The organism is Psychroflexus torquis ATCC 700755 (assembly GCF_000153485.2).
GTDB classification, from domain to species: Bacteria; Bacteroidota; Bacteroidia; order Flavobacteriales; family Flavobacteriaceae; genus Psychroflexus; species Psychroflexus torquis.
In genome coordinates, this window is the sequence record NC_018721.1 from 2,718,587 (window position 1) to 2,743,061 (window position 24,475).

The following is a 24,475-nucleotide window of genomic DNA, read 5'->3' on the forward strand; positions in this document are numbered from 1 at the left end:
AAGTTCATTGACATATTGAATTGACAATACAAGTAAGAGATTACTTGTAGAATTAGAAACATTAAGATTATACTCTAATATTAGAGTTGATTCCTGAGAATAAGATGTAAGAGTCGAATTTAAGAAAAGCGTTAAGATATATAAGATTTAACGATGAAGAGTTTGATCCTGGCTCAGGATGAACGCTAGCGGCAGGCTTAACACATGCAAGTCGAGGGGTAACATTGTAGCTTGCTACAGATGACGACCGGCGCACGGGTGCGTAACGCGTATACAATCTACCTATTACTAAGAGATAGCCCAGAGAAATTTGGATTAATATTTTATAGTATTATCGATTGGCATCAATTGATAATTAAAGATTACGGTAATAGATGAGTATGCGTCCTATTAGCTTGATGGTAAGGTAACGGCTTACCATGGCTACGATAGGTAGGGGTCCTGAGAGGGAGATCCCCCACACTGGTACTGAGACACGGACCAGACTCCTACGGGAGGCAGCAGTGAGGAATATTGGACAATGGGAGCAATCCTGATCCAGCCATGCCGCGTGCAGGAAGACTGCCCTATGGGTTGTAAACTGCTTTTATACAGGAAGAAAAAGGTTCACGTGTGAACTGTTGACGGTACTGTAGGAATAAGGATCGGCTAACTCCGTGCCAGCAGCCGCGGTAATACGGAGGATCCAAGCGTTATCCGGAATCATTGGGTTTAAAGGGTCCGTAGGCGGGACAATCAGTCAGTGGTGAAAGTTTGCGGCTCAACCGTAAAATTGCCATTGATACTGTTGTTCTTGAGTGCTTGTGAAGTGGTTAGAATGAGTAGTGTAGCGGTGAAATGCATAGATATTACTCAGAATACCGATTGCGAAGGCAGATCACTAACAATTCACTGACGCTGATGGACGAAAGCGTAGGTAGCGAACAGGATTAGATACCCTGGTAGTCTACGCCGTAAACGATGGTTACTAGCTGTTCGGACTAATTGCGGTCTGAGTGGCTAAGCGAAAGTGATAAGTAACCCACCTGGGGAGTACGTTCGCAAGAATGAAACTCAAAGGAATTGACGGGGGCCCGCACAAGCGGTGGAGCATGTGGTTTAATTCGATGATACGCGAGGAACCTTACCAGGGCTTAAATGCAGTTTGACAGGGGTGGAAACATCTTTTTCTTCGGACAAATTGCAAGGTGCTGCATGGTTGTCGTCAGCTCGTGCCGTGAGGTGTCAGGTTAAGTCCTATAACGAGCGCAACCCCTTTGTTTAGTTACCAGCATGTAAAGATGGGGACTCTAGACATACTGCCAGTGTAAACTGTGAGGAAGGTGGGGATGACGTCAAATCATCACGGCCCTTACGTCCTGGGCTACACACGTGCTACAATGGTAGGGACAGAGAGCAGCCACTGGGTGACCAGGAGCGAATCTACAAACCCTATCACAGTTCGGATCGCAGTCTGCAACTCGACTGCGTGAAGCTGGAATCGCTAGTAATCGCATATCAGCCATGATGCGGTGAATACGTTCCCGGGCCTTGTACACACCGCCCGTCAAGCCATGGAAGCTGGGGGTACCTGAAGTCGGTCGCCGCAAGGAGCCGCCTAGGGTAAAACTAGTAACTGGGGCTAAGTCGTAACAAGGTAGCCGTACCGGAAGGTGCGGCTGGAATACCTCCTTTTTTAGAGTATTGCATTTGATAAAATGTAATAGATGCTTTTTTAAAGGGAATCATTAAGACTTTAGTAGTAAAGTTGCTTTTGATGTTTCTAGTTGTCAATTTAATATTATTATAAGGTCTACAGTCTCATAGCTCAGCTGGTTAGAGCGCTACACTGATAATGTAGAGGTCGGCAGTTCGAGTCTGCCTGAGACTACTTAAGTCGAGGGAAGACGAGAAGTTTATCCTGAGTAGCTACTTTTTTTATAAAAAGAGCGTATCGAAGGGAGTTGCCTGAGACTACTTAAGTCGAGGGAAGACGAGAAGTTTATCCTGAGTAGCTCTTTTTTTTTATAAAAAGGGCATATCGAAGGGAGTTGCCTGAGACTACTTAAGTCGAAGGGAGTTCATCTTAGATTATGATTTAGTCATATTGGCAGGATGCATATAATGCAAACAGTCATGAAGACACTAGACATCAACTTATAATATAAAACAAGTAGTATCTAATTGGTTTTAGATATTACAACAATACTCCACCATCTATTTTATGTAAATGGTTTTTATTTATCGCCTTCGGGAGATTGATAAGGGGTTGAAAGTTCATTGACATATTGAAGATATATAAGAATACGAGAGTAAGAGAATTATTATTTCTTTTAATTAAGGAGTAAGAGTACTTTAGAGTAAAATAAATAAATAATTATCGAATAGATAAGCTTATTAAGGGCGTATGGGGGATGCCTAGGCTCTCAGAGGCGACGAAGGACGTGACAAGCTGCGAAAAGCTGCGGGGATTAGCACATATGAATTGATCCGCAGATATCCGAATGGGGCAACCCACTATACTGAAGGTATAGTATTCCGCAAGGAAAGCGAACCCGGTGAACTGAAACATCTAATTAGCCGGAGGAAGAGAAAACAATAGTGATTTTGCTAGTAGCGGCGAGCGAACGTGAAACAGCCCAAACCAATACTGTTACGGCAGTACTGGGGTTGTAGGACTACGATATCGTCATTAATAATGAACCCGAATACTTTGGAAAGAGTGTCCATAGAAGGTGACAGGCCTGTAGGGGTAAGATATTAATGATGTAGTAGTATCCTGAGTAGTGCGGGGCACGAGAAACCTTGCATGAATCAGCCGGGACCATCCGGTAAGGCTAAATACTACTGAGAGACCGATAGTGAACCAGTACCGTGAGGGAAAGGTGAAAAGAACCTTGAATAAAGGAGTGAAATAGACCCTGAAACCATACGCTTACAAGCGGTCGGAGTCTTCAATTTATTGGGGATGACGGCGTGCCTTTTGCATAATGAGCCTACGAGTTACCACCGTTAGCAAGGATAAATAATTCAGTTATGGATCCGCAGCGAAAGCGAGTCTGAATAGGGCGACTAAGTTAGCTGTGGTAGACGCGAAACCGTGTGATCTACCCTTGGGCAGGTTGAAGCTGTGGTAACACATAGTGGAGGACCGAACCCGTTGACGTTGAAAGTCTTGGGATGACCTGAGGGTAGGGGTGAAAGGCCAATCAAACTCGGAAATAGCTCGTACTCCCCGAAATGCATTTAGGTGCAGCGATTAAATAGTTTTATAGAGGTAGAGCTACTGATTGGATGCGGGGGCTTCACCGCCTACCAATTCCTGACAAACTCCGAATGCTATAAAATGTTTTTAATCAGTGAGGGCATGGGTGCTAAGGTCCATGTCCGAGAGGGAAAGAACCCAGAGCATCAGCTAAGGTCCCAAAATATATACTAAGTTGAACAAACGCGGTCAGACTGCTTAGACAGCTAGGATGTTGGCTTGGAAGCAGCCATTCATTTAAAGAGTGCGTAACAGCTCACTAGTCGAGCGGTCAGGCATGGATAATAATCGGGCATAAGTATATTACCGAAGCTATGCTCTTACAATTAGATTTGTGAGAGGTAGGGGAGCATTCTAAACAGCGCAGAAGGTGTACTGTAAGGTATGCTGGAGCGTTTAGAAAAGAAAATGTAGGCATAAGTAACGATAATGCGGGCGAGAAACCCGCACACCGAAAGACCAAGGATTCCTCAGCTATGCTAATCAGCTGAGGGTTAGTCGGGGCCTAAGGCGAACCCGAAAGGGGTAGTCGATGGACAAGCAGTTAATATTCTGCTACCTGCTTTAAATTAAACGAGACGGAGAAGGAAATCTAGTGCGTGCAGACGGAATTGCACGTTGAATCTACTGTAAGGTAGAGATAGTACACCAAAGCTACGGTGGCGGTGATAATCTAGAGGCCGTTCTTCCAAGAAAATCAATTAAAGCAGCCCGTACCGTAAACCGACACAGGTAGTTGGGATGAGAAATCTAAGGTGCTCGAGAGATTCATGGCTAAGGAACTAGGCAAAATGGGCCCGTAACTTCGGGAGAAGGGTCGCCCTCACTTTTGAGTGAGGGCCGCAGTGAAGAGGTCCAGGCGACTGTTTATCAAAAACACAGGGCTCTGCTAAATCGAGAGATGCAGTATAGGGCCTGACACCTGCCCGGTGCTGGAAGGTTAAGAGGAGATGTTAGCTTTGCGGCGAAGCATTGAATTGAAGCCCCAGTAAACGGCGGCCGTAACTATAACGGTCCTAAGGTAGCGAAATTCCTTGTCGGGTAAGTTCCGACCTGCACGAATGGTGCAACGATCTGGACACTGTCTCAGCCATGACCTCGGTGAAATTGTAGTATCGGTGAAGATGCCGATTACCCGCTGTGGGACGAAAAGACCCCGTGAACCTTTACTATAGCTTAATATTGACTTTGGATAAGTGATGTGTAGGATAGGTGGGAGACATTGAAGCGGCCTCGCTAGGGGCAGTGGAGTCATTGTTGAAATACCACCCTTTACTTGTTTGAAGCCTAACCCCGACTTAAGTTGGGGGACATTATTTGGTGGGTAGTTTGACTGGGGTGGTCGCCTCCAAAAGAGTAACGGAGGCTTCTAAAGGTTCCCTCAGCACGCTTGGTAACCGTGCGTAGAGTGCAATGGCATAAGGGAGCTTGACTGAGAGACCTACAAGTCGATCAGGTACGAAAGTAGAGCATAGTGATCCGGTAGTTCCGCATGGAAGGGCTATCGCTCAAAGGATAAAAGGTACTCCGGGGATAACAGGCTGATCTCCCCCAAGAGCTCACATCGACGGGGGGGTTTGGCACCTCGATGTCGGCTCGTCACATCCTGGGGCTGGAGAAGGTCCCAAGGGTTGGGCTGTTCGCCCATTAAAGTGGCACGCGAGCTGGGTTCAGAACGTCGTGAGACAGTTCGGTCTCTATCTACAGTGGGCGTTAGAAATTTGCGTGGATCTGACTCTAGTACGAGAGGACCGAGTTGGACAAACCTCTGGTGTATCTGTTGTTCCGCCAGGAGCATAGCAGAGTAGCTACGTTTGGAAGGGATAAGCGCTGAAAGCATATAAGCGCGAAACCCACCACAAGATGAGATTTCTTTAAAGGATCCCCAAAGACGATGGGGTTGATAGGTCACAGGTGTAAAGGCAGTAATGTCATAGCCAAGTGATACTAATTATCCATATAGCTTATCTATGAGACGATTATTAGTTTATTTTATCCTTACTTAACATCTTGTTATATATCTTTAACTATGTCACGATATTAGAATTCCCGCATTAGCTGGAACTACTTATAAAGGTGATTGAGACGTACTCAATTAACTTTAATGATTTAAGGTGGTTATAGCAACGGGGCTCACCTCTTCCCATTCCGAACAGAGAAGTTAAGCCCGTTTGCGCCGATGGTACTGCATACTTGTGGAAGAGTAGGTCGCCGCCTTCTTATACTAAACCCTTCATTGCTTAACGTAATGAAGGGTTTTTTTTGTTTATAGGATTTCCTAAATCCTCATTCTATTTAGTATTTTAGCATAAAAAAACGTGTCTCAAAAAAGCCCTCAGAAAGTAACTCCATTAATGAAGCAATACAATGCCATCAAGGACAAATATCCTGATGCGATGCTTCTCTTTAGAGTTGGCGACTTTTATGAAACTTTCGGAGAAGATGCTGTTTCTGCTTCCCGAATTTTAAACATTGTTCTTACCAATCGTAATAATGGAGGCGAACGCTCAGAACTTGCTGGCTTTCCTCATCATTCCTTAAATACATATTTACCAAAACTTGTCAAGGCTGGATTAAGGGTTGCCATATGTGACCAGCTTGAAGATCCTAAGCAGACTAAAACGATCGTCAAAAGAGGTGTAACAGAATTAATTACTCCTGGAGTCTCCTTAAATGATGATGTCTTGTCTAGAAATTCCAATAATTTTTTATGCTCGATATTTTTAGGTTCCAAACAAAACTATGGTATTTCCTTTTTAGATGTTTCTACAGGTGAATTTCTTGTTTCTGAGGGGTCGCTTGAAGACATAGATAAGCTGCTTCAAAACTTTAATCCGAGTGAAATTCTTATTTCTAAAAAGCAAAAAAATGCTTTACACGATACTTTAGGAAAACAACACCCTTTTTTTTACTTAGATGATTGGATATTTAAAACGGACTTCTCTCTGGAAGCGATTCATTCTCATTTTAAAACCACTTCAGTAAAAGGCTTTGGAGTTCAAGATTTTGAAGAAGGTTTAATTTCTTCAGGGGCTATTCTTCACTATTTATCTGAAACCAATCATTTTCAACTTGAGCATATAAACACCATTTCAAGAATTGCGAAAGAAGACTATGTTTGGATGGATAGGTTTACAATAAGGAATCTTGAATTATATCATTCTTCTACCCCTGGTGCTGTCACTCTTATCGACGTGATTGATAAAACTGCTTCAGCAATGGGAAGCAGGATGCTTAAACGTTGGTTAGCTTTTCCTTTGAAATCTGAATATAAGATTAATCAGCGTTTAGAAAATGTCAGTTTGTTTAAAAGCAATTTTGATTTGCAAACCGAGATAAGATCCTACTTAAAACAGATCAGTGATATTGAACGTTTAATTTCAAAAGTGGCGACCTTAAAAATAAACCCTAGAGAGTTGCTTCAGCTTAAAAACTCTATGGATGTTATAAAATCTTGCATGCTTTTGCTTAGAAAATCTGGCCATGAAAGTTTAAAAACAATTGCAGATCAGTTAAATTCCTGTGATGTACTTAGGGCCAAAATCGACTCAGCACTATCTGATGAACCTCCCGTTAATATTCTTAAAGGTAATGCTATTAAAAGCGGTTTTTGTGAGGAGTTAGATGATATTCGAAAAATCGCGTTCTCTGGTCATGATTTCTTAAATGAAATGTTAGAGAAAGAATCCAAGCTTACCGGTATTCCTAGTTTAAAAATAGGCAGCAATAATGTGTATGGCTATTACCTCGAAGTGAGACATGCTCATAAAAATAAAGTGCCAGAGGAGTGGACACGAAAGCAAACCCTTGTCAATGCAGAACGTTATATTACTGAGGAGCTTAAAGTGTATGAGGAAAAAATTCTTACCGCAGAGGAAAAAATTTCAACACTAGAGCAGCAGCTCTTTCATGAATTAGTGATCTGGACCCAAGATTATATCAAAGTTATACAACAAAACGCAGTTCAAATCGCACAGCTAGATTGTCTTTCTGGTTTTGCTCAATTGGCAATGGAACGTAATTATAATAGACCTATAATCAATGGAAGTTTAGAACTCAACATTAAAGAGGGGAGGCATCCAGTCATTGAAAACCAACTTAAAGCAGAAGAAGAATATATCAGTAATGATCTCTACTTAGATCAGGAGACTCACCAAATCATAATGATTACAGGTCCCAACATGAGTGGTAAATCCGCTTTACTAAGGCAAACAGCTCTCATTGTCTTATTAGCTCAAATGGGAAGCTTTATACCTGCTTCTTCTGCAGAGATCGGCATTGTAGATAAAATTTTTACTAGGGTAGGCGCAAGCGATAATATCTCTATGGGAGAATCAACATTTATGGTAGAAATGAACGAATCTGCTAGTATTTTAAATAATTTATCGGGAAGAAGCCTAGTTTTATTAGATGAAATTGGACGAGGTACAAGTACATACGATGGTATTTCTATCGCTTGGGCTATTGCTGAGTATATTCATGAGCATCCCACAAAGGCTAAAACACTTTTTGCGACTCATTATCATGAGCTTAATGAAATGTCTAAACAATTTGAACGCATCAATAATTACAATGTTTCTGTCAAAGAGCTAAAAGACAAAGTTTTGTTTTTAAGGAAACTAGTTCCTGGCGGGAGTGAACATAGTTTTGGAATTCATGTGGCTAAAATGGCAGGTATGCCTCAATTTGTTGTTCAGAAGGCTCATAAAATTTTAAAAAAACTCGAATCTTATAGAGATTTAGAAGGAGATGCGAGTCTATTGAAACAGGCAATTCAGCCAGAGCCACAACTGAGTTTTTTCAATATGGACGATCCTTTATTAGAGGAAATCAAGGATGAAATCCTCAGTTTAGATATCGACACCCTAACCCCTGTGGAAGCCTTGATGAAACTCAATGAAATAAAAAGACTACTTAAGCCTAAAGCAAAAAAGTAGATAAAGTTTAAGAAATCTTCTCTAAAAAATTATCTTTTCAGATTTTACGTAAAAGGTTTTGAAAAATCAAATAATATATTAAATTTGCACTCGCAATTAATCATGCGAAAGTAGCTCAGCGGTAGAGCACCACCTTGCCAAGGTGGGGGTCGCGGGTTCAAATCCCGTCTTTCGCTCTATTTCGCTCGGATGGTGGAATTGGTAGACACGTTGGACTTAAAATCCAATGACCATTGCGGTCGTGCGGGTTCAAGTCCCGCTCCGAGTACCAAACCCTTTGAGAAATCAAAGGGTTTTTTTATTTGATATCTATCTCCTATGCCTAGAAAACTAAAAAACAGAGAGCTCATTCGTAAAACAGATGAAGAATTTAAGGATTCTCCAAAAACTCCACTGATTTTGATTCTTGATAACATAAGAAGTCTAAACAATATTGGCTCTGTTTTTCGAACGTCTGATGCCTTCCTTATTCAAAAGATCTATCTGTGCGGCATCACAGCGACACCTCCTCATAAGGATATCCAAAAAACTGCTTTAGGAGCCACTCAGACCGTAGACTGGGCTTATGTAGAAAATACTCTAGAAGTCGTCAAAGATTTACAGCAGCAAGGTGTGAAGGTCATGTCGATAGAGCAAGCTGAAGATTCGATATCATTAAAGGACTTTAATCCTAGACAGAATCAACTCTATGCCCTAGTCTTAGGTCATGAGGTAAAAGGGGTTCAACAAGAGGTTGTAGACCAATCTGACGGGGTTCTTGAAATTCCACAATTAGGGACCAAGCATTCTTTAAACATCTCAGTAACAACTGGCATTTGTGTGTGGGATTTTATGTCAAAAACACAGGGTATTTAATTTATTGAATTTTGAAAAGTTGAAGTCTCTCTAAATTCTCTTTTACGCTTTTTCTTCCTCTACTTTTTTTTGAAGCATTTTCAATTCATCTCTAAATCTAGCAGCTTCCATAAAGTCAAGATCCTTCGCAGCTTTTTCCATAGATTTTCTCACCTTGGTCATTCTCTTTTTCAAGTCGCTTTCAGAATAATTAGCGACAGCTTCTTCTGCAGCTTCAAGGGTTGGCATTTCTATCACTTCGTAGGGTTCCTTTTTCTTTCCACTTAAGGCAGAATCCAAGGATTTTTTGACAGCCTGTGGTGTAATGTTATGTTTTATATTGTAATCAATTTGTTTTTGGCGTCTATAATCGGTTTGGTCCATGGTTTTCTGCATGCTAACTGTAATTTTATCTGCATACAGTATGCCTTTGCCTTCCAGATGTCTAGCGGCTCTCCCTATAGTTTGAGTCAGTGTTCTGTTACTTCTTAAAAAGCCCTCTTTATCCGCATCCAAAATGGCCACCAAAGATACTTCAGGTAAATCTAGACCTTCCCTCAGTAAATTTACACCCACCAAAACATCAAACACTCCTTTTCTTAAGTCAGACATAATTTCAACTCTTTCTAAAGTGTCGATATCACTGTGGATATACCGGGTTCTTATTTTTACTCTGGTCAAATACTTGGACAACTCTTCTGCCATTCGTTTGGTTAGAGTTGTTACCAATATTCTTTGATCTTTATCAACTCTGATATTAATTTCTTCAATGAGATCATCGATTTGATTCTGACTAGGTCGTACTTCTATCACTGGATCCAATAATCCTGTTGGTCTTATGACCTGCTCAACAACTACTCCACCAGATTTTTGCAATTCATAATCAGCTGGAGTAGCACTCACATAGACCACCTGGTTTTGCAAAGCTTCGTATTCTTCTAGCCTTAGCGGCCTATTGTCCATGGCAGCAGGTAGTCTAAATCCATAATCTACCAAGTTTTCCTTACGAGATCGGTCACCACCATACATAGCCCCTACTTGGGGAATGGTAACGTGACTTTCATCCACAATCATTAAAAAATCGTCTGGAAAATAATCAATCAAACAAAATGGTCTTGTGCCTGGCTTCCTTCCGTCTAAATACCTAGAGTAGTTTTCAATTCCAGAGCAATAGCCTAATTCTTTTATCATTTCAAGATCGAAGTTGGTTCGTTCCTCGATACGTTTAGCTTCTAAAGGTTTTCCTATATCTTTAAAGTATTCAATCTGTTTTCCTAGATCGATAGCAATTTGATCGATAGCTTGATTTAGGATATCAGGGGAAGTCACGAAAATATTGGCAGGATAAATATTTAATTTATCATATTTCGCCATAACCTCTTTGGTTTCAACATCAAAAGCTTCAATCTCTTCAATTTCGTCACCAAAGAAGTGAATGCGATAAGCATGATCAGCATAGCCCGGAAACACATCTAAGGTATCTCCTTTTATTCTGAAATTACCACGATTAAATAGAGCTTCTGTTCTAGAGTATAAACTTTGTACCAAACGTTGAAGAAGTTTAGTTCTTGAAATCTGCTGATCCACTTCGATAGAAATAACATTCTTTTGAAATTCTGCGGGGTTTCCAATACCATACAGACAACTTACCGAAGCAACAACTATAACATCTCGCCGTCCTGAAAGTAATGAGGAAGTGGTGCTTAGTCTAAGTTTTTCAATTTCATCATTGATGGATAGATCTTTTTCAATATAAGTTCCACTTGAAGGGATAAAGGCTTCTGGCTGGTAATAATCATAATAGGACACAAAATATTCAACGGCACTATCAGGAAAAAACGCTTTGAATTCTGAATAGAGTTGTGCCGCTAGAGTTTTATTATGAGCCAGAACCAGTGTTGGTCTTTGAACCTCTTCCACCACATTGGCCATGGTGAAGGTCTTTCCCGATCCTGTGACGCCCAATAAAGTTTGATACCGCTCATTATTATGAAGACCCTTTACCAGTTTATCGATCGCTTGAGGTTGGTCGCCAGCAGGTTTGAAATCTGATTTCAGAGTGAATTTCATAAAGTTAATTTTTGGCGAATATACTTGGAAAGGAAGTCATCGCAAACTTTCTTTATGTCCTTTGGCATTACTTTCACAAGTGAATATACTTCAAAATATAGGTAACAATTCGACTCTTTATGTTACTGAAAAATAATCTCTTTATTGGTTTTTGGTATTTTTTTGACTTGATATGGAATCAACAGAGGTAAGGTGACCATAGAACCTTCTGGAGAGTTATTTTGAATTTTGAAGACAAGTGTGGTTTCATTTTCACTTTCAAATAAAATATCAATAGAATACCCGCTGGTATTTCTAACTTCATCTGTAGCTATTAATAGTATATCTTGTTGAAAGTTGATTGGGTTTTCATCAAAATAACTTAGAAATGATTCTTTGTCTGCAAAGGTGTTTTCAAGTTCAGATTGATTGCTGATACTGAAATTTTGATTGGCTAGGGATCTATTTTCATCGTTAAAATTGCCGTCTTTGACGAATTCTAATCTAGAATCAGCTTTAGTCATATCATCCTCTGAAGAGCAGCTGAAAAGCACCATGGAAAGCAGTAGAAGAAGGATAGGTTTCATAATTCATTTTTTATTAAGAGGCTAAAAGTGGGTAAGGCATGCTTTAGTTTAATGAAAACCTTACTAAAACTTCACTCTTCACTTCCATTTGATCAAAAGATAGGTTTGGAGAATAGGTTTCATTTATAGAGGAAGCTCCTCTTATCTGTACACCAGAAGCTTTTCCTTGTAAAGCATAGGTATAGGAGTTGGTTTCCGAAATATATATCGCCTTACCAATATCTTGCCCTATAGCTTTAGACATTGCTCCAGCAGCTTCTTTTGCATTAGTTACCGCTTTTGCTTTCATCTGTGATTGAATAAGATCAATTTGAGAGTGTTCCGTTTTTCCTAAGTTGATATTAGAAATCTCAATGTCTTGTAATGCGTTTAAGACCTTACCTAAAGTAGAGGCCTGATACACCAAAAGGCTGTAGGACTTATTTTTTAGAACTTTCTGACCAGACAAAAAATAAGATTTAAAGTTACTCCCAGCATCAGCTACAAAGAGTTGCTTTTCAATATCAATAGATAGTTTTTCTAATTCTGAAATCATCTTTTGTTCCAGCTTTTCGACGCTTGTTCTTCCATTGGTATCGTCTTTAGATATTAAAATATCCAAGTAAATCCTGTCTGGACTTACTAAAGTGTCAGCGGTACCTCCAATACCAATTTAAACCTATAATGTCGCAATAAATCGTTTCTTTTTTGCCTGCTTTTCATCAAAAATAATTACCGTAACTAAGGCTATGCTAATTATTTTAACTTCAATCAATCAAAAAACCTGTGCTGAGCTACGTCGTAGTATAATTCAATTTATTCGTACGACATTATAAATTTAATTTGGTATAACTTCTATATAAGGTTGATCTATAAAGTTTTTTTGCTGAGCTATAGCGTTGGAGATACATAAGAAGAATATTAAAAAGCTGAGTAAAGATTTCATAAGGTTTCAGTTTAAAAAAGATTAAGTTAGTTTTATGTACAGGTCAGCGTTTCAAAGTGAAATTACCTGTTTCTACCCGACCATCTGAAAATTGGATGCGGAACCAATAGTCATCCGTGGGCATATTTTCACCAGTATAGGTTCCATCCCATCCCCGATCTTGATTCGTAAACGAAGCTAGCAGTTTACCATAGCGGTCATAGATCTCCAGCTGAATATTCTGTTGATTGGTTCCGGATAAACCGCTTATTTTCCAAATATCGTTAATGCCATCTCCATTGGGCGTAAAAAACTCCATAATTCCCAGTACACTCACCGTTTTTTGGGAGACTCCGCAGCCCAATTTATCGCGAACAAAAACAGTATAAATTCCAGGATTCAAGTTTTTGAATCTATTGGATTCTTGAAAGTTGATCGGTTCATTTAATGCATACTCATAGATACCTAAACTAGAACGATTAATAGTAATTTCAATAAATTTATTATCCCTTGAAGAATCTTCTACATTCACCTCAAAATCAGCGATATTGGACTCGATAACTTCAAAGGTTTTAAAGACAGAACAACTAGAATTAGGTTCTTTTATTTCAACGCTATAGAGTTCAGCTTGGTTAACTCCTAAATTTTGAGATATTTCTCCTGTAGACCATGAAAACTCATAGTTTGATGAATTTTCATCACCATTTAAGGCATCGAGGACAATTGGATTTGGGAAATCTTCAATACAATAAATAACCAACTCATCGTCCAAATTAACATCAGGAAACTCTTGGATAGTCAGATCGACCTCTACTATAGATGTGCAAATACCAAAAGTGATCACTTTAACAAATAGAGATTCTAATCCTTCGTTATTTATAAAGCTAGGAGATGTAGGTATCGGGTTATTTTCTAAATCAGCATCTTGAAAGTTTCTATAAAAAATCAAGTTGATCTCATTAGGGTTCACTTGAGTATCATTAGCGAGAATAGTATTGATTTCAGTTAAATCAAAACTAGCAAATTCCTCTTGGACTTTTTTACAAGCAATAAGCTCTGTGTTATTGTATTTTGGACCTTTATTGAAGGTGACTCGAGCTACACCTATTAAAGGACATTCGCCAGTATTCAGGTCTACTTCTAGACTATAATTTTCTTGAAGAGGAAAATTTGAACTTGTAGGTATACTTATCTCTAAAAAATATTTAGTCTCCCCAAATAAAATGTCGCCTTCCTTCTTCCAGACATAACTAGCCCCAGGTCTATCTTCATAGATCAGCGTATAGGAGTATTTGTCGCAAAGGCTTACTTCTTCTATGACTTCATCTGTGGTAGTATCAACAATAGGAATCCGTTTATTGAAAAGCGATTGGATAAAAGGAGGGAGTCCGAAAGTAGCAATTCTGCCATTAAGAGAAATCGCTCCTTGAGAGGCGCTTTGGCTATAGTTGCTAGCGGTACCAAGTTCGTTTGGATTGGTGATGACTCCTAAAGTAGAAGTACTTCTTAAAGAATGATAAATTTTACCATCAGGTCCTAGTTGAAGTGCCGTCCTAGTCACACTTAAGTTGGTGATGGATGTGATAGAACTTGGAATATCCGTAGAATTTAAATCCCATTGATAAATTTTATTGGATGTATCATCTACCGTGGCATAGGCTTTTGTTCCATCTTGGGAAAATTCTACTCCGTAAGCATTCACTCCAGCAATCAATTCAAGTGGGTTTGTAACAGCTCCAGTTAAATTATCAAAATCATAAATATAGACATTACCATCACCAAAGTCGCCATTCCCATCGATAGGGTTGAAGTTTGTGGTGTTATGAGCGATAAGTAATTTGTCTCCAAGAGGAGAGGCTTTTAAGTAACCTATAGCCGCTCTGCGATAATTAGTAACCTCTAGGAGAGGCGGGACTAATGAAATCATGGGGGTCTCATCTATCCCAGTTTGATCTATAAAAAACGCATAAAATTTATTTCTGAAGTGAGTAATTACCCATACTGAGTTGCAGTCGCTACCTCTGACGGCTGTAATTTTTTCGGAAGCTTTGTATTTTATCTGTTCAGAATCAATAACATCATAAGTGATTAGTTTCTTGTTCCTTTCACTTAGGATTACGTTTCCTAATCCGCCATCAAGGCTTAAGTCTACTATTGAATAATTCAAACCATTATTAAATCCATCATCAGTTTCTGGAACACCTTGATTAGTATCAGTATATAAAGGAATTGAATTTCCATTGCTATTTGCAGGGCCCTGATTAGGATAAGCGTTGGCGTTTTCATGGTGAGGCTCATCGATGGTAAAAACAAAATAAAGATCAGGATTTGTGGGATGAGGAACAATAAGTCCGCTGGAGGTACTGGATGGATCGCCATTTAATCCTGTGCCATTAAAATAATCTGCATTGGACATGATTTGGTGATTCCTATTCCAAATCGTTCTCCCATCGGTATACATCAATAGATTGCCATTAGCATCAGAAATCGAAGAACAGCCTTCATTAGTAATCAGCTGTCCGTTAGTAAGCGCCGAAGGTGGATTGGTGTTGAAGGTGATTCCAGCTTGGGAACCAAAATACCAGTTATTGGCTTCACCCTGAGCTAAAGCTCCCCAGAAAGATAATAGAAAAATAGAGAAGATAACTTTATTCAAACTCAGTTTTTCCTCAAATATAATTTAAAGATCTCTTTTCTGAAGGAGTTTCCAAGAGGAATAAATAAATATGAAACTCCATCCTAGTACAATTAAAACGGCAGACCATTCTACATCATAGGATTTGGTAAACTCTGAATTTAGCTGAACTGCAGTTGATTTTACAATTCCTAATCGGGTTAAGGGTTCTACAATAAGATTGCTCATGGCTTGAAGGGGGAGGAAATTAAGAATAAAATCTAAAGACTCTGCCTGAAACTTGACTACAAGCTGAACGATACCTTCAAACACCCAGATCAAAAATAAAAAGCCTAGGGCAAAGGCAGATCGCTTAAGAAGAATGCCAAAAAATAAACACATGGAGAAAAATCCTACCAGTTTGAGAAAATAGGCCAGAATATATTCTAAGTCAGAGAAAATAATTCCGATTTCGTCGTAGTCAGAAAATATCAATCCCAAGGTTAAACTCACTATAAACAAGAGAAGTGTAGAGACTAAGGCAAACGCAATAACGCCGTAAAACTTTGAAAGGATAAATTCTTTTTTGCTCAACCCATCTATTAAATTCTGCTTCAAGGTTCTATGGGTATATTCGCTAGAGACCATAGAGACAATTACGATAGCTAAAAACAACTTTAGAAAAGCCACGAAATAGGCGTTGAAATGCCAGATGTAAGGAAAGTTAAAAATCCCTTGGTCGGCAAGCCTAAAGTCTATAGAACCAAAGTTGAAACGTATAGAAGCAAATAAAGCGATAGCACTAAAGAGTAAAAAATAAATAAGACTCAATACTTTGGCCGCTTTATTATTTTTGGCTCTAGTTTAATACAGCTATTATATGTATATTTAGATTATGAACATAGATAATCTAAAAGAGGAAATACTATCACTATCCACTCTAGATCGTGATAATCTGTTAAAGGATATTACAGATTCACTTGAGCATAATCAATTGGTTGAGCGGGCTTCCCGTCGCCATATTTTAGATAATAAAATGGGCGGATGCCCACATTGTTTACATGAAAAATATGTTCGTTTTGGAGTTGACAAAGGCTCGCAGCGCTATAAGTGCAAGTCTTGCAATAGAAGCTTTACTGAATATACTGGCACTTGGATGGCGGGACTTCAAAGAAAGGATATGATTTCATCTTATTTAAGTCTTATGGTTCAAGAAAAAAGTTTAGATAAAATAAGTTCAGAATTAGGCATCAATAAAAAGACAGCCTTTGATTGGCGTCATAAGATATTAGCTTCATTCGATACTAAAAATGACGATGACCAAGACAACTTTACAGGTATTACAGAGAGTGACGAAACCTTTTTCCTAAGATCAGAAAAAGGTATGGAGGTAAAAGATAGGGAATCAAGAAAAAGAGGCGGTAAGTCTAAAAAGAGAGGTATAAGTAAAGATCAAGTTGCGGTAATTGTAACACAGGATAGAAAATCAACATTAGACCTTAGCGTGGCTAAACTCGGTCGAATAGGAAAAGTAGATATAGAAAATGCTATCGGTAAACGTGTTATAAAGGATATAACCATATTGTGTAGCGATGCCCATCACAGTTATAAAGGGTTTGCCAAAGATAGCGAAACAGAGTTCCACATCGTAAATGCATCAAAAGGAGAAAGAGTAAAAGGAAAGTATCACATACAACACGTTAATTCTACTCACAATAGAGTTAAAAAATGGATTGAAAATACCTTTTGGGGAGTATCAACAAAATATCTACAACAATATATGAATTGGTATCGAATAAAGGAAAATATAAAGTCTAGAAGCGATAGAGCCAACGCCTTTGTGGAAGAAACAATTGCTCTAGGTACATTGAAACGGTATAATCAAATCGAATCTAGATATGAAAACTTAATATCAACGCAGACCTAAACTAGAGCCTTATTTTTTAATTTATGGAATTCAATGGATAGTAGTCTTAGCATAACTGTGAATTATTGTTCTTTGGTGAGTTTTAAAAATTGTTCCTCCAAGGTTTCTTTTCGCTGGACAAGGTGAGTGAGAACGATGTCTTTATCAAAACTCTCTTGGTTTAGTAATTGAGCACTATATGGCTTTGAAAGGATCGCTTTAATGATATCCGTTTCACCTTCCTCATAACTTTCTATAGCAGGATGATTTTCTAAAAATACTTTGAGCTCACTGTTAGATTCGCTTTTCAATTCAAAAAAACCATGAGTGGCATTCATTTCATCCACGGGACCAGAATATAGTTTTACTCCTTTTCGAATCACAACCACATGCGTACAGACTTTTTCAACCTCATCCAACAGGTGAGAGGCCAAAAGAATAGTCATGCCTTCACTGGCAATTTTTTTCATGATTTCTCGAATTTGATGGATTCCCTGTGGGTCTAATCCATTGGTAGGCTCATCTAGAATAAGAATTTCTGGGTCATTCAGCAAAGCAGAAGCAATCGCAAGTCTCTGTTTCATCCCTAACGAATAACTCTTAAAATGGTCTTTTTTACGATCCAAAAGATTTACAGTCTCCAACACCTCGTCTATTCTTGAGGTATGAATGCCTTTAATTTTGCAAACCAATTTAAGGTTGTCCTCAGCACTCATGCTTGGATAAAAGTTTGGACTTTCTATAATAGCACCTACTTTTTTAAGAGCTTCATGGGTGTTAAGAGTTCCATCAAACCAATTAAATGAGCCAGATGTAGGGTTTACAACATTTAAGACTATGCCTAAAGTTGTAGATTTTCCGCTCCCATTGGGGCCAAGAATGCCATAAACGTTTCCTTTTTGAATATCGAAGGATAAATTATTAACGGCTGTAAGACTCCCAAATTTTTTAGTTAGTCCTTTTAGTTGAAGTATGGTTTCCAAAGTCAATTGATTTATTATAAGACGAGAAGCATAGAGTATTGTTACAATTTGAGAAAGCAAATTTGCTACCTTTGAAAAAAAAGAACATGGAAAAGAAACTCATGTCTAGGAAAAAACCAACGTTTCCTATCAACGTGCAACTCAATAGATATTTGCAGACTTACAATAGGAATACAAAGATTCCTGTGTCTTACGATGACTTGTTGAGATTTTCAGGTTCTATTGTGGTATACGACAGAGCAGATGAAGATACCTTGTGGGTGAGATGCTATTATTCTGATTACGAACGAGAAGAAATAGACAATAGCCTTAAGCGGGTTTACCTCATCTTACATTCTGATGGTCGAAGTGATCATATGGATTTTCTTAATGTGGATGCTATTGATTACTGCACCTTTGGAAATTCAAAGCCCTTTAGAATAAAGATAAGGAATGTACTTAATGACAACTTCACTTACTTTTACGTCAAGAAAGCAGATGCTTCCAGAATATATGGGTTGGAATTTGAACACATACTGTCTCCAAATCGCATCAATTTTTTGGTGTATAAAGACACTTTAATTGAAGAGCATATCGTTGGTATTCCAGGCGATGTTTTTATCAAAGAGCAGTTACCAAAGTGCAGCGATCGGGCTAGGAACGAAATTGCAAAACAATTTGTAAAATTTGATGAACGCTGTACTCTTAGGCTTTTAGGGGATATGCGTTCTTATAATTATGTGGTGATTCCTACTCACGATTTTGATCATGTGGATTATAAAATAAGAGCTATAGATTTTGATCAGCAGAATTACGAAGGCAACCTAAAGGTGTACCAACCTCATTTTTTTAAGGAAAATCGGTCCATGGTTAAATTGGTCTCGGATCTTCTTCAGGAGTCCTCTATAAAACAATACCAAAAAGAGGAACGTTCCCAAGTTGCTAAACGCCTTATTACTTCAGAAAAACGGTTTAGGATGTTGATTCGCAGTATGATCAAAGACAGAATCTCTTCAGAAGGAAATGTAAAAATGCTACGGAATCAACTAGTGGCCTATACCAAAGATATAAGATTTAAGCGTTGCAAAACGATGGGGCACATTTTAAAGACAGCTTTAGACTTTGTCAAGCGAAATTATTTGGAGGTAGAATAATTCAGGGATGACCTTCTTTTATAAGCTTGGTTTTTCCTATTTTTAGCGTCAAATTAAATTTATATACATGAAAAAAATCAGTTTTCTTTTCTTAGCTATAGGATTTGGATTCTTATCTATGCCTTCAGCTCATGCTCAGCTAGACAATAATCAATCCGATTTTGATGAATTTATGGACAGGTCTGGTAACCGATACCGATCTTCCTCAGGTAAACCTGGTCCAGACTATTTTCAAAATGAAGCCGATTATAATATCAAAGTCAATTTAGACCCAGAAACTCATACTGTGTCTGGTCAGCTGACGATGACTTATACCAATAACAGTCCAGAAAATTTGGAGTACATCTGGATGTATCTAGAACAAAATAGATTTACAGAAAATTCTAGAGGAACCTTAACGACTCCCGTTGAAGGCAATCGCTACAATGGCGATCCTCTAAATGGGGTTAAAATTACAAATCTCCAAGCCAAAGTAAAGAGATCGACCTCTAGTAAGCACCTTATTACCGATACGCGTATGCAAGTGTTCTTCAATAAACCTTTGAAAGCAAAAGGTGGAACTGCTGAGGTCTCAATGAATTTTGAATTTGAAGTTCCTGTAAATGGAATGGATAGAATGGGGCGTCTAAGCACAGAGAATGGAGAAATTTACGCTATGGCCCAATGGTTTCCTCAGGTAGCCGTCTTCGATGATATTGAAGGTTGGAATGTAGAGCCTTATCTAGGAGCAGGTGAATTTTATTATGATTATGGCGATTTTGACATTGAAATTACGGTGCCTCATAATTATGTTGTTGTTGGTTCGGGTGAATTACAAAATCCTAAAGATGTGATGTCTTCTATCTTGTACGATAGATATAAAAAAGCTTTGGAGAGTCAAGAAACAGTGACTTTGATTTCTTCTGAAGAAATTGGAGAGTCAAAAATGTTTGCCAATCAAAGCGGCACTCAGACTTGGAATTATGAAATTGAAAATTCAAGAGATTTTGCATTTGCTGCTTCCAAAGCTTTTATTTGGGACGGAGCACAATTTAATCTTCCTAGTGGTAAAACAGGTTTGGCTCATTCGGTCTATCCTATTGAAAGCGATGGACAAGACGCTTGGTCTAGGTCTACAGAATATAGCAAAGCATCTATAGAATACTATTCCGAAAAATGGTATGAATATCCTTATCCATCAGCTGTCAATGTTGCAGCGGATATAGGTGGTATGGAATATCCTGGTCTTAATTTTTGCAGTTGGAAGAGTAAAGGCAGTAGTCTTTGGGGAGTTACCGATCACGAATTTGGTCACAACTGGTTCCCTATGATAGTGGGGAGTAACGAAAGACGTTATGCTTGGATGGACGAAGGCTTTAATACATTCATTAATTACTACAGTACAAAAGCTTTTAACGATGGCGAATACCCTACCCGACTGAATCAACCAAGAAGTTTAACCGGTTGGTTTTTAGGCGATAATCGAGAAGGAATTGATACCTATCCAGATATGGCTAATCTTAGAAACCTAGGAATGATAGCTTATTACAAGCCAGCACTGGGATTGGTGATGTTAAGAGAATACATTTTGGGGGAGGAGCGTTTTGATTATGCATTCAGATCTTATATTGAAGCCTGGGCCTTCAAACATCCGCAACCTATAGATTTCTTCAATCATATGGAAAATGCTGCTGGAGAAAATCTGTCTTGGTTTTTTAAAGCTTGGTTTTATGGCACAGGAAATATTGATTTAGCAATTGATTCCCTAACAGAAGAAGATGGCGCCTATTTTCTAACAGTTTCCAATAAGGGCGAGATCCCTATGCCTATGCACATGCAAATCACTTTTGAAGACGGTTCCACTGAAATGAAAAGTCTTCCTGTGGAAATATGGCAAAGAAGGGACACTTGGACACATAAGTTTGAAACTGAGAAACCTATAAAATCCATTGAACTTGATCCTACAAAGATCTTGATGGACGTTAATTTCTCTAATGATAAATGGCCTTTAGATATCTATAAAGATTGATTTCTAAGTCAAACTATACACCAAAAACGACCTCAATTTGAGGTCGTTTTTTTATTCATTTAATTGAGGAATTTAGGTTATAGTTAATACCGATTTAAACCTATAATGTCGCAATAAATCGTTTCTTTTTCACCTGCTTTTTCTCAAAAATAATTACCACAGCTAAGGCCATGCCAATTATTTTTAACTTCAATCTATCAAAAAACCTGTGCTGAGCTACGTCGTAGTATGATTCAATTTATTCATGTGACATTATAAATTTAATGTAATCAGTTTTTATGGTTAGTATCAAAGTCGAACATCTATATCTTACCTACCGATAATAGCCATAATTCCAACACAATTATCAGTGATTTTAAAGTAAATACCGTTAGAGCCACCACCTCTTCATCCCTTTCTCATAAATTCAAAGCCTATCAATCCTCTAGTATTTGTTATTTACTTTGATTAGTGAAAGCACTATTTTCGGCTCTTTCAAATTTCGAATTAATCCAGTCAATTTGAATTTATTGTTTTCTAGCTTGTCTTATTAAGTCATTAACAAGTTTGCTTTTACTAGCCTATTCTTTACAATTGTCCCGATCTTTTAACCATTCATCTTTTGGTTCAGTAAATGGTATATTTTATCTGCTTATAGTTTGGTGTAAATCATACCAAAAAATCTAATCTATAGTTCTGCTCTTCTGATCAATAATGAATTAAAGTCCAGAAATACTTTCCGCAGTGACTTGTCTATCCACTTTCTTCAACAAGCCTTGTAAAACTTTTCCAGGGCCTACTTCTGTAAAGTCTGTGGCGCCATCGGCAAGCATCTGTCGCATGGTTTGTGTCCATTTGACGGGGGCGGTTAATTGTTTGATCAAATTGATTTTGATCTCCTCAGGATCAGATACTGCAGTGGTCGTTACATTTTGATACACAGGACATTTTGGAGTCTGGAAGGGCGTTGACTCTATCGCTTTAGCAAGTTCTTCTCTAGCAGATTCCATGAGAGGAGAGTGAAAAGCTCCACCTACAGGAAGCATCATAGCTCGTTTTGCACCTTTTTCTTTTAAAGCTTCACAGGCTTTTTCTACAGCGTGATGAGTCCCTGAAATCACCAATTGCTCAGGACAGTTATAGTTAGCAGGAACGACGATACCTTCTATGGTTTTGCAGACATCTTCTACTACTTTGTCCTCTAGACCAATTACTGCGGCCATGGTAGATGGATTGATTTCACAGGCTCTTTGCATCGCCAAAGCTCGCTTATGGACCAGTCTTAAGGCATCTTCAAACTCTAAAGTCCCGTTAGCGACCAAGGCTGAAAATTCACCTAAAGAGTGTCCGGCGACCATATCGGGTTGAAACGATGTACCTAAGACTTTACTTAAGATGACGGAGTGAAGAAAGACTGCAGGTTGAGTGACTTTAGTTTCTTTCAAGTCCGCTGCGGAGCCTTCAAACATGATTTTGGAAATATCAAAGCCAAGAATGTCGTTGGCTTGGTGAAATAGAGCTCTAGCTTTTTCAGACGAATTATAAAGATCTTTACCCATGCCTGTAAACTGAGCGCCTTGTCCTGGAAATATATATGCTTTCATAAAGTTGTATTTTAAAATATATGCATCAAATATACTATTTTGACGGATTTTTGAAAGACTATGATCTAAAGCTCTGCCTCGATTTATAAAAATTTCGTCAATGACATTTGTTTCTGCGAACTTTATAACCCATCTGTCAAAGATACAGTCGCAAGGGTGCTGAGAGCGTAGGGTAAAGTAGCACGAAGTTCTGGACTTCGCCTGCCTAACAAAAAAGATTCTCGACTCCGCTCGAACATAAACAAAGGGTTAGAGTTTGTTTTAATATCGAGCTGAAAGTTTAGGCTGAGTTATCGTCGAAGTGAGCTGGGTTTTGGGTAAAGCAACACAAAGTTATCGACTCCGCCTGCTTAACAAAAAAGGTTCTCGACTCCGCTCGAACATAAACAAGGTGTTGGTTTTTATTTTTTTTGAATAGAAAGGCTCGAACATCAACAAGGAGTCAAATAGCGCAGGGTTCTCGACTCCGCCTGCCTAAAACAAAAGGTTCTCGACTCCGCTCGAACATAAACAAGGTGTCAGGAAGGCTCGAACATAAACTAGGAGTCAAATAGCGCAGGGTTCTCGACTCCACCTGCCTAACAAAAAAGTTCTCGACTCCGCTCGAACATAAACAAAGGGTTAGAGTTTGTTTTAATATCGAGCTGAAAGTTTAGGCTGAGTTATCGTCGAAGTGAGCTGGGTTTTGGGTAAAGCAACACAAAGTTCTCGACTCCGCCTGCCTAACAAAAAAGTTCTCGACTCTGCTCGAACATAAACAAGGTGTCAGGAAGGCTCGAACACAAACCACTAATAAAAATTAGATAAAGATGTTTATATTTATAAGACTTATCCTTAAAAATGAAAATTTATTACGTTTACATCCTCAAATGTTCAGATGATAGTTTTTACACTGGAATGACGAATGATCTAGAACGAAGGTTTGAAGAGCATCGTTATGGACATAACAAACTAGCATACACGTTTAATAAGCGCCCTTTAGAACTCAAGTTTTTTGAAACATTCAACGACGTTGATCAAGCATTCTATTTTGAGAGAAAAATCAAAAAATGGAGCAAAGCAAAAAAGCAAGCCTTAATCGATCAGAACTGGGATAGATTAAAAGATCTTTCGATATGTAGAAATGACACTCATTATTCAAATAAGAAATAGTTTTTTTAAGGGACTATTCGAAAGGGGGTTCTCGACTTCGCCTGCCTAACGAAAAAGTTCTCGACTCCGCTCGAACATAAACACGGAATCAGGCAGGCTAGAGCATAAACAATGAGTAAAGTAGCTCAGGGTTCTCGACTTCGCCTGCCTAACGAAAAAGTTCTCGACTCCGCTCGAACATAAACAAGGTGTTGGTTTTTATTTTTTTTTGAATAGAAAGGCTCGAACATCAACATGGAGTCAAATAGCGCAGGGTTCTCGACTCCGCCTGCCTAACACAAAAGTTCTCGACTCCGCTCGAACATAAACAAGGAGTCAGGAAGGCTCGAACGTAAACAAGGAGTCAAGTAGGGCAGGGTTCTCGACTCCGCTCGAACATAAACATGGTGTAGTAGGTTGTTTTTATGAATAGAATGCTTGAACATAAACCAGGAGTCAAGTAGCACAGGGTTCTCGACTCCGCTCGAACATAAACAATGTGTCAGGTAGCGCAGGGTTTTCGACTCTGCTGGAACTTAAACAATGTGTCAGGAAGGCTCGA

At 38.7% G+C, this 24,475-nt stretch carries 13 protein-coding genes, 3 tRNA genes and 3 rRNA genes; 12 read left to right on the top strand and 7 right to left on the bottom strand.

The genetic code is table 11. The annotated features are described in order from the left end of the window. Positions 1-150 precede the first annotated feature (150 nt). The 8 genes from P700755_RS11595 (at position 151) to P700755_RS11630 (ending at position 9,036) form a co-directional block, all read left to right on the top strand. Positions 151-1,674 (top strand): 16S ribosomal RNA (locus P700755_RS11595). Positions 1,675-1,796: 122 nt separating this feature from the next. Next, positions 1,797-1,870: transfer RNA gene (locus tag P700755_RS11600), tRNA-Ile, on the top strand. Positions 1,871-2,365: 495 nt separating this feature from the next. Then, a 23S ribosomal RNA gene (locus P700755_RS11605) occupies positions 2,366-5,216 on the top strand. Between the two features lie 138 nt (positions 5,217-5,354). Continuing rightward, a 5S ribosomal RNA gene (gene rrf / locus P700755_RS11610) occupies positions 5,355-5,464 on the top strand. Together the 16S, 23S and 5S rRNA genes with 1 tRNA gene alongside form the textbook arrangement of a ribosomal RNA operon. A gap of 98 nt (positions 5,465-5,562) precedes the next feature. Then, a complete protein-coding gene (gene mutS, locus P700755_RS11615) occupies positions 5,563-8,181 on the top strand; it encodes a DNA mismatch repair protein MutS (protein ID WP_015024860.1) in 2,619 nt (872 codons plus the stop codon). Between the two features lie 104 nt (positions 8,182-8,285). Then, positions 8,286-8,357 (top strand) — tRNA-Gly (locus P700755_RS11620). 7 nt (positions 8,358-8,364) lie between these two features. Further along, a tRNA-Leu gene (locus tag P700755_RS11625) sits at positions 8,365-8,452 on the top strand. A 47-nt stretch (positions 8,453-8,499) separates the two neighbouring features. Beyond that, complete coding sequence (locus tag P700755_RS11630; protein WP_015024861.1) at positions 8,500-9,036, top strand: RNA methyltransferase; 537 nt, start codon at positions 8,500-8,502, stop codon at positions 9,034-9,036. 42 nt (positions 9,037-9,078) lie between these two features. Here P700755_RS11630 and uvrB read toward each other — a convergent pair whose 3' ends face one another. The 5 genes from uvrB to P700755_RS11655 all read right to left on the bottom strand — a co-directional run bounded on the left by uvrB (position 9,079) and on the right by P700755_RS11655 (position 16,000). Then, positions 9,079-11,085: an excinuclease ABC subunit UvrB gene (gene uvrB, locus P700755_RS11635; RefSeq protein WP_015024862.1), complete on the bottom strand. Its 2,007-nt coding sequence runs from the start codon at positions 11,083-11,085 to the stop codon at positions 9,079-9,081. A gap of 122 nt (positions 11,086-11,207) precedes the next feature. Further along, positions 11,208-11,651 (bottom strand): protease complex subunit PrcB family protein, encoded by a 444-nt coding sequence (locus P700755_RS11640; protein ID WP_015024863.1) that lies wholly within the window; start codon positions 11,649-11,651, stop codon positions 11,208-11,210. 43 nt (positions 11,652-11,694) lie between these two features. Continuing rightward, on the bottom strand, positions 11,695-12,303 hold the full coding sequence (locus P700755_RS11645; protein ID WP_041758345.1) for an SIMPL domain-containing protein: 609 nt from the start codon (positions 12,301-12,303) through the stop codon (positions 11,695-11,697). 316 nt (positions 12,304-12,619) lie between these two features. Beyond that, a complete protein-coding gene (locus P700755_RS11650; RefSeq protein ID WP_015024865.1) occupies positions 12,620-15,211 on the bottom strand; it encodes a T9SS type B sorting domain-containing protein in 2,592 nt (863 codons plus the stop codon). A 24-nt stretch (positions 15,212-15,235) separates the two neighbouring features. Continuing rightward, a complete protein-coding gene (locus P700755_RS11655) occupies positions 15,236-16,000 on the bottom strand; it encodes an ABC transporter permease (protein ID WP_015024866.1) in 765 nt (254 codons plus the stop codon). Between the two features lie 64 nt (positions 16,001-16,064). Here P700755_RS11655 and P700755_RS11660 point away from each other — a divergent pair, with 64 nt between their 5' ends. Further along, entirely contained in the window at positions 16,065-17,096 is a 1,032-nt protein-coding gene (locus tag P700755_RS11660; RefSeq protein WP_015022784.1) for an IS1595-like element ISPto1 family transposase, read from the top strand. A 62-nt stretch (positions 17,097-17,158) separates the two neighbouring features. On the opposite strand, the gene P700755_RS11665 is transcribed toward P700755_RS11660, so the two are convergent. Beyond that, positions 17,159-18,058: an ABC transporter ATP-binding protein gene (locus P700755_RS11665; protein WP_015024867.1), complete on the bottom strand. Its 900-nt coding sequence runs from the start codon at positions 18,056-18,058 to the stop codon at positions 17,159-17,161. A gap of 86 nt (positions 18,059-18,144) precedes the next feature. Here P700755_RS11665 and P700755_RS11670 point away from each other — a divergent pair, with 86 nt between their 5' ends. Both P700755_RS11670 and P700755_RS11675 read left to right on the top strand, forming a co-directional pair. Then, positions 18,145-19,191 carry a hypothetical protein gene (locus P700755_RS11670; RefSeq protein ID WP_041758347.1) on the top strand — a complete coding sequence of 349 codons (1,047 nt, stop codon included), beginning with the start codon at positions 18,145-18,147 and terminating at the stop codon, positions 19,189-19,191. 67 nt (positions 19,192-19,258) lie between these two features. Further along, positions 19,259-21,199: a M1 family metallopeptidase gene (locus P700755_RS11675; RefSeq protein ID WP_015024869.1), complete on the top strand. Its 1,941-nt coding sequence runs from the start codon at positions 19,259-19,261 to the stop codon at positions 21,197-21,199. A 698-nt stretch (positions 21,200-21,897) separates the two neighbouring features. Here P700755_RS11675 and fabD read toward each other — a convergent pair. Beyond that, a complete protein-coding gene (gene fabD / locus P700755_RS11680) occupies positions 21,898-22,782 on the bottom strand; it encodes an ACP S-malonyltransferase (RefSeq protein ID WP_015024870.1) in 885 nt (294 codons plus the stop codon). Positions 22,783-23,622: 840 nt separating this feature from the next. On the opposite strand from fabD, the gene P700755_RS11685 reads away from it, so the two are divergent. Beyond that, the gene (locus P700755_RS11685) at positions 23,623-23,934 is read left to right on the top strand and encodes a GIY-YIG nuclease family protein (RefSeq protein ID WP_015024871.1); all 312 of its coding nucleotides are present in this window, start codon (positions 23,623-23,625) and stop codon (positions 23,932-23,934) included. The last annotated feature ends 541 nt before the right edge of the window (positions 23,935-24,475 follow it).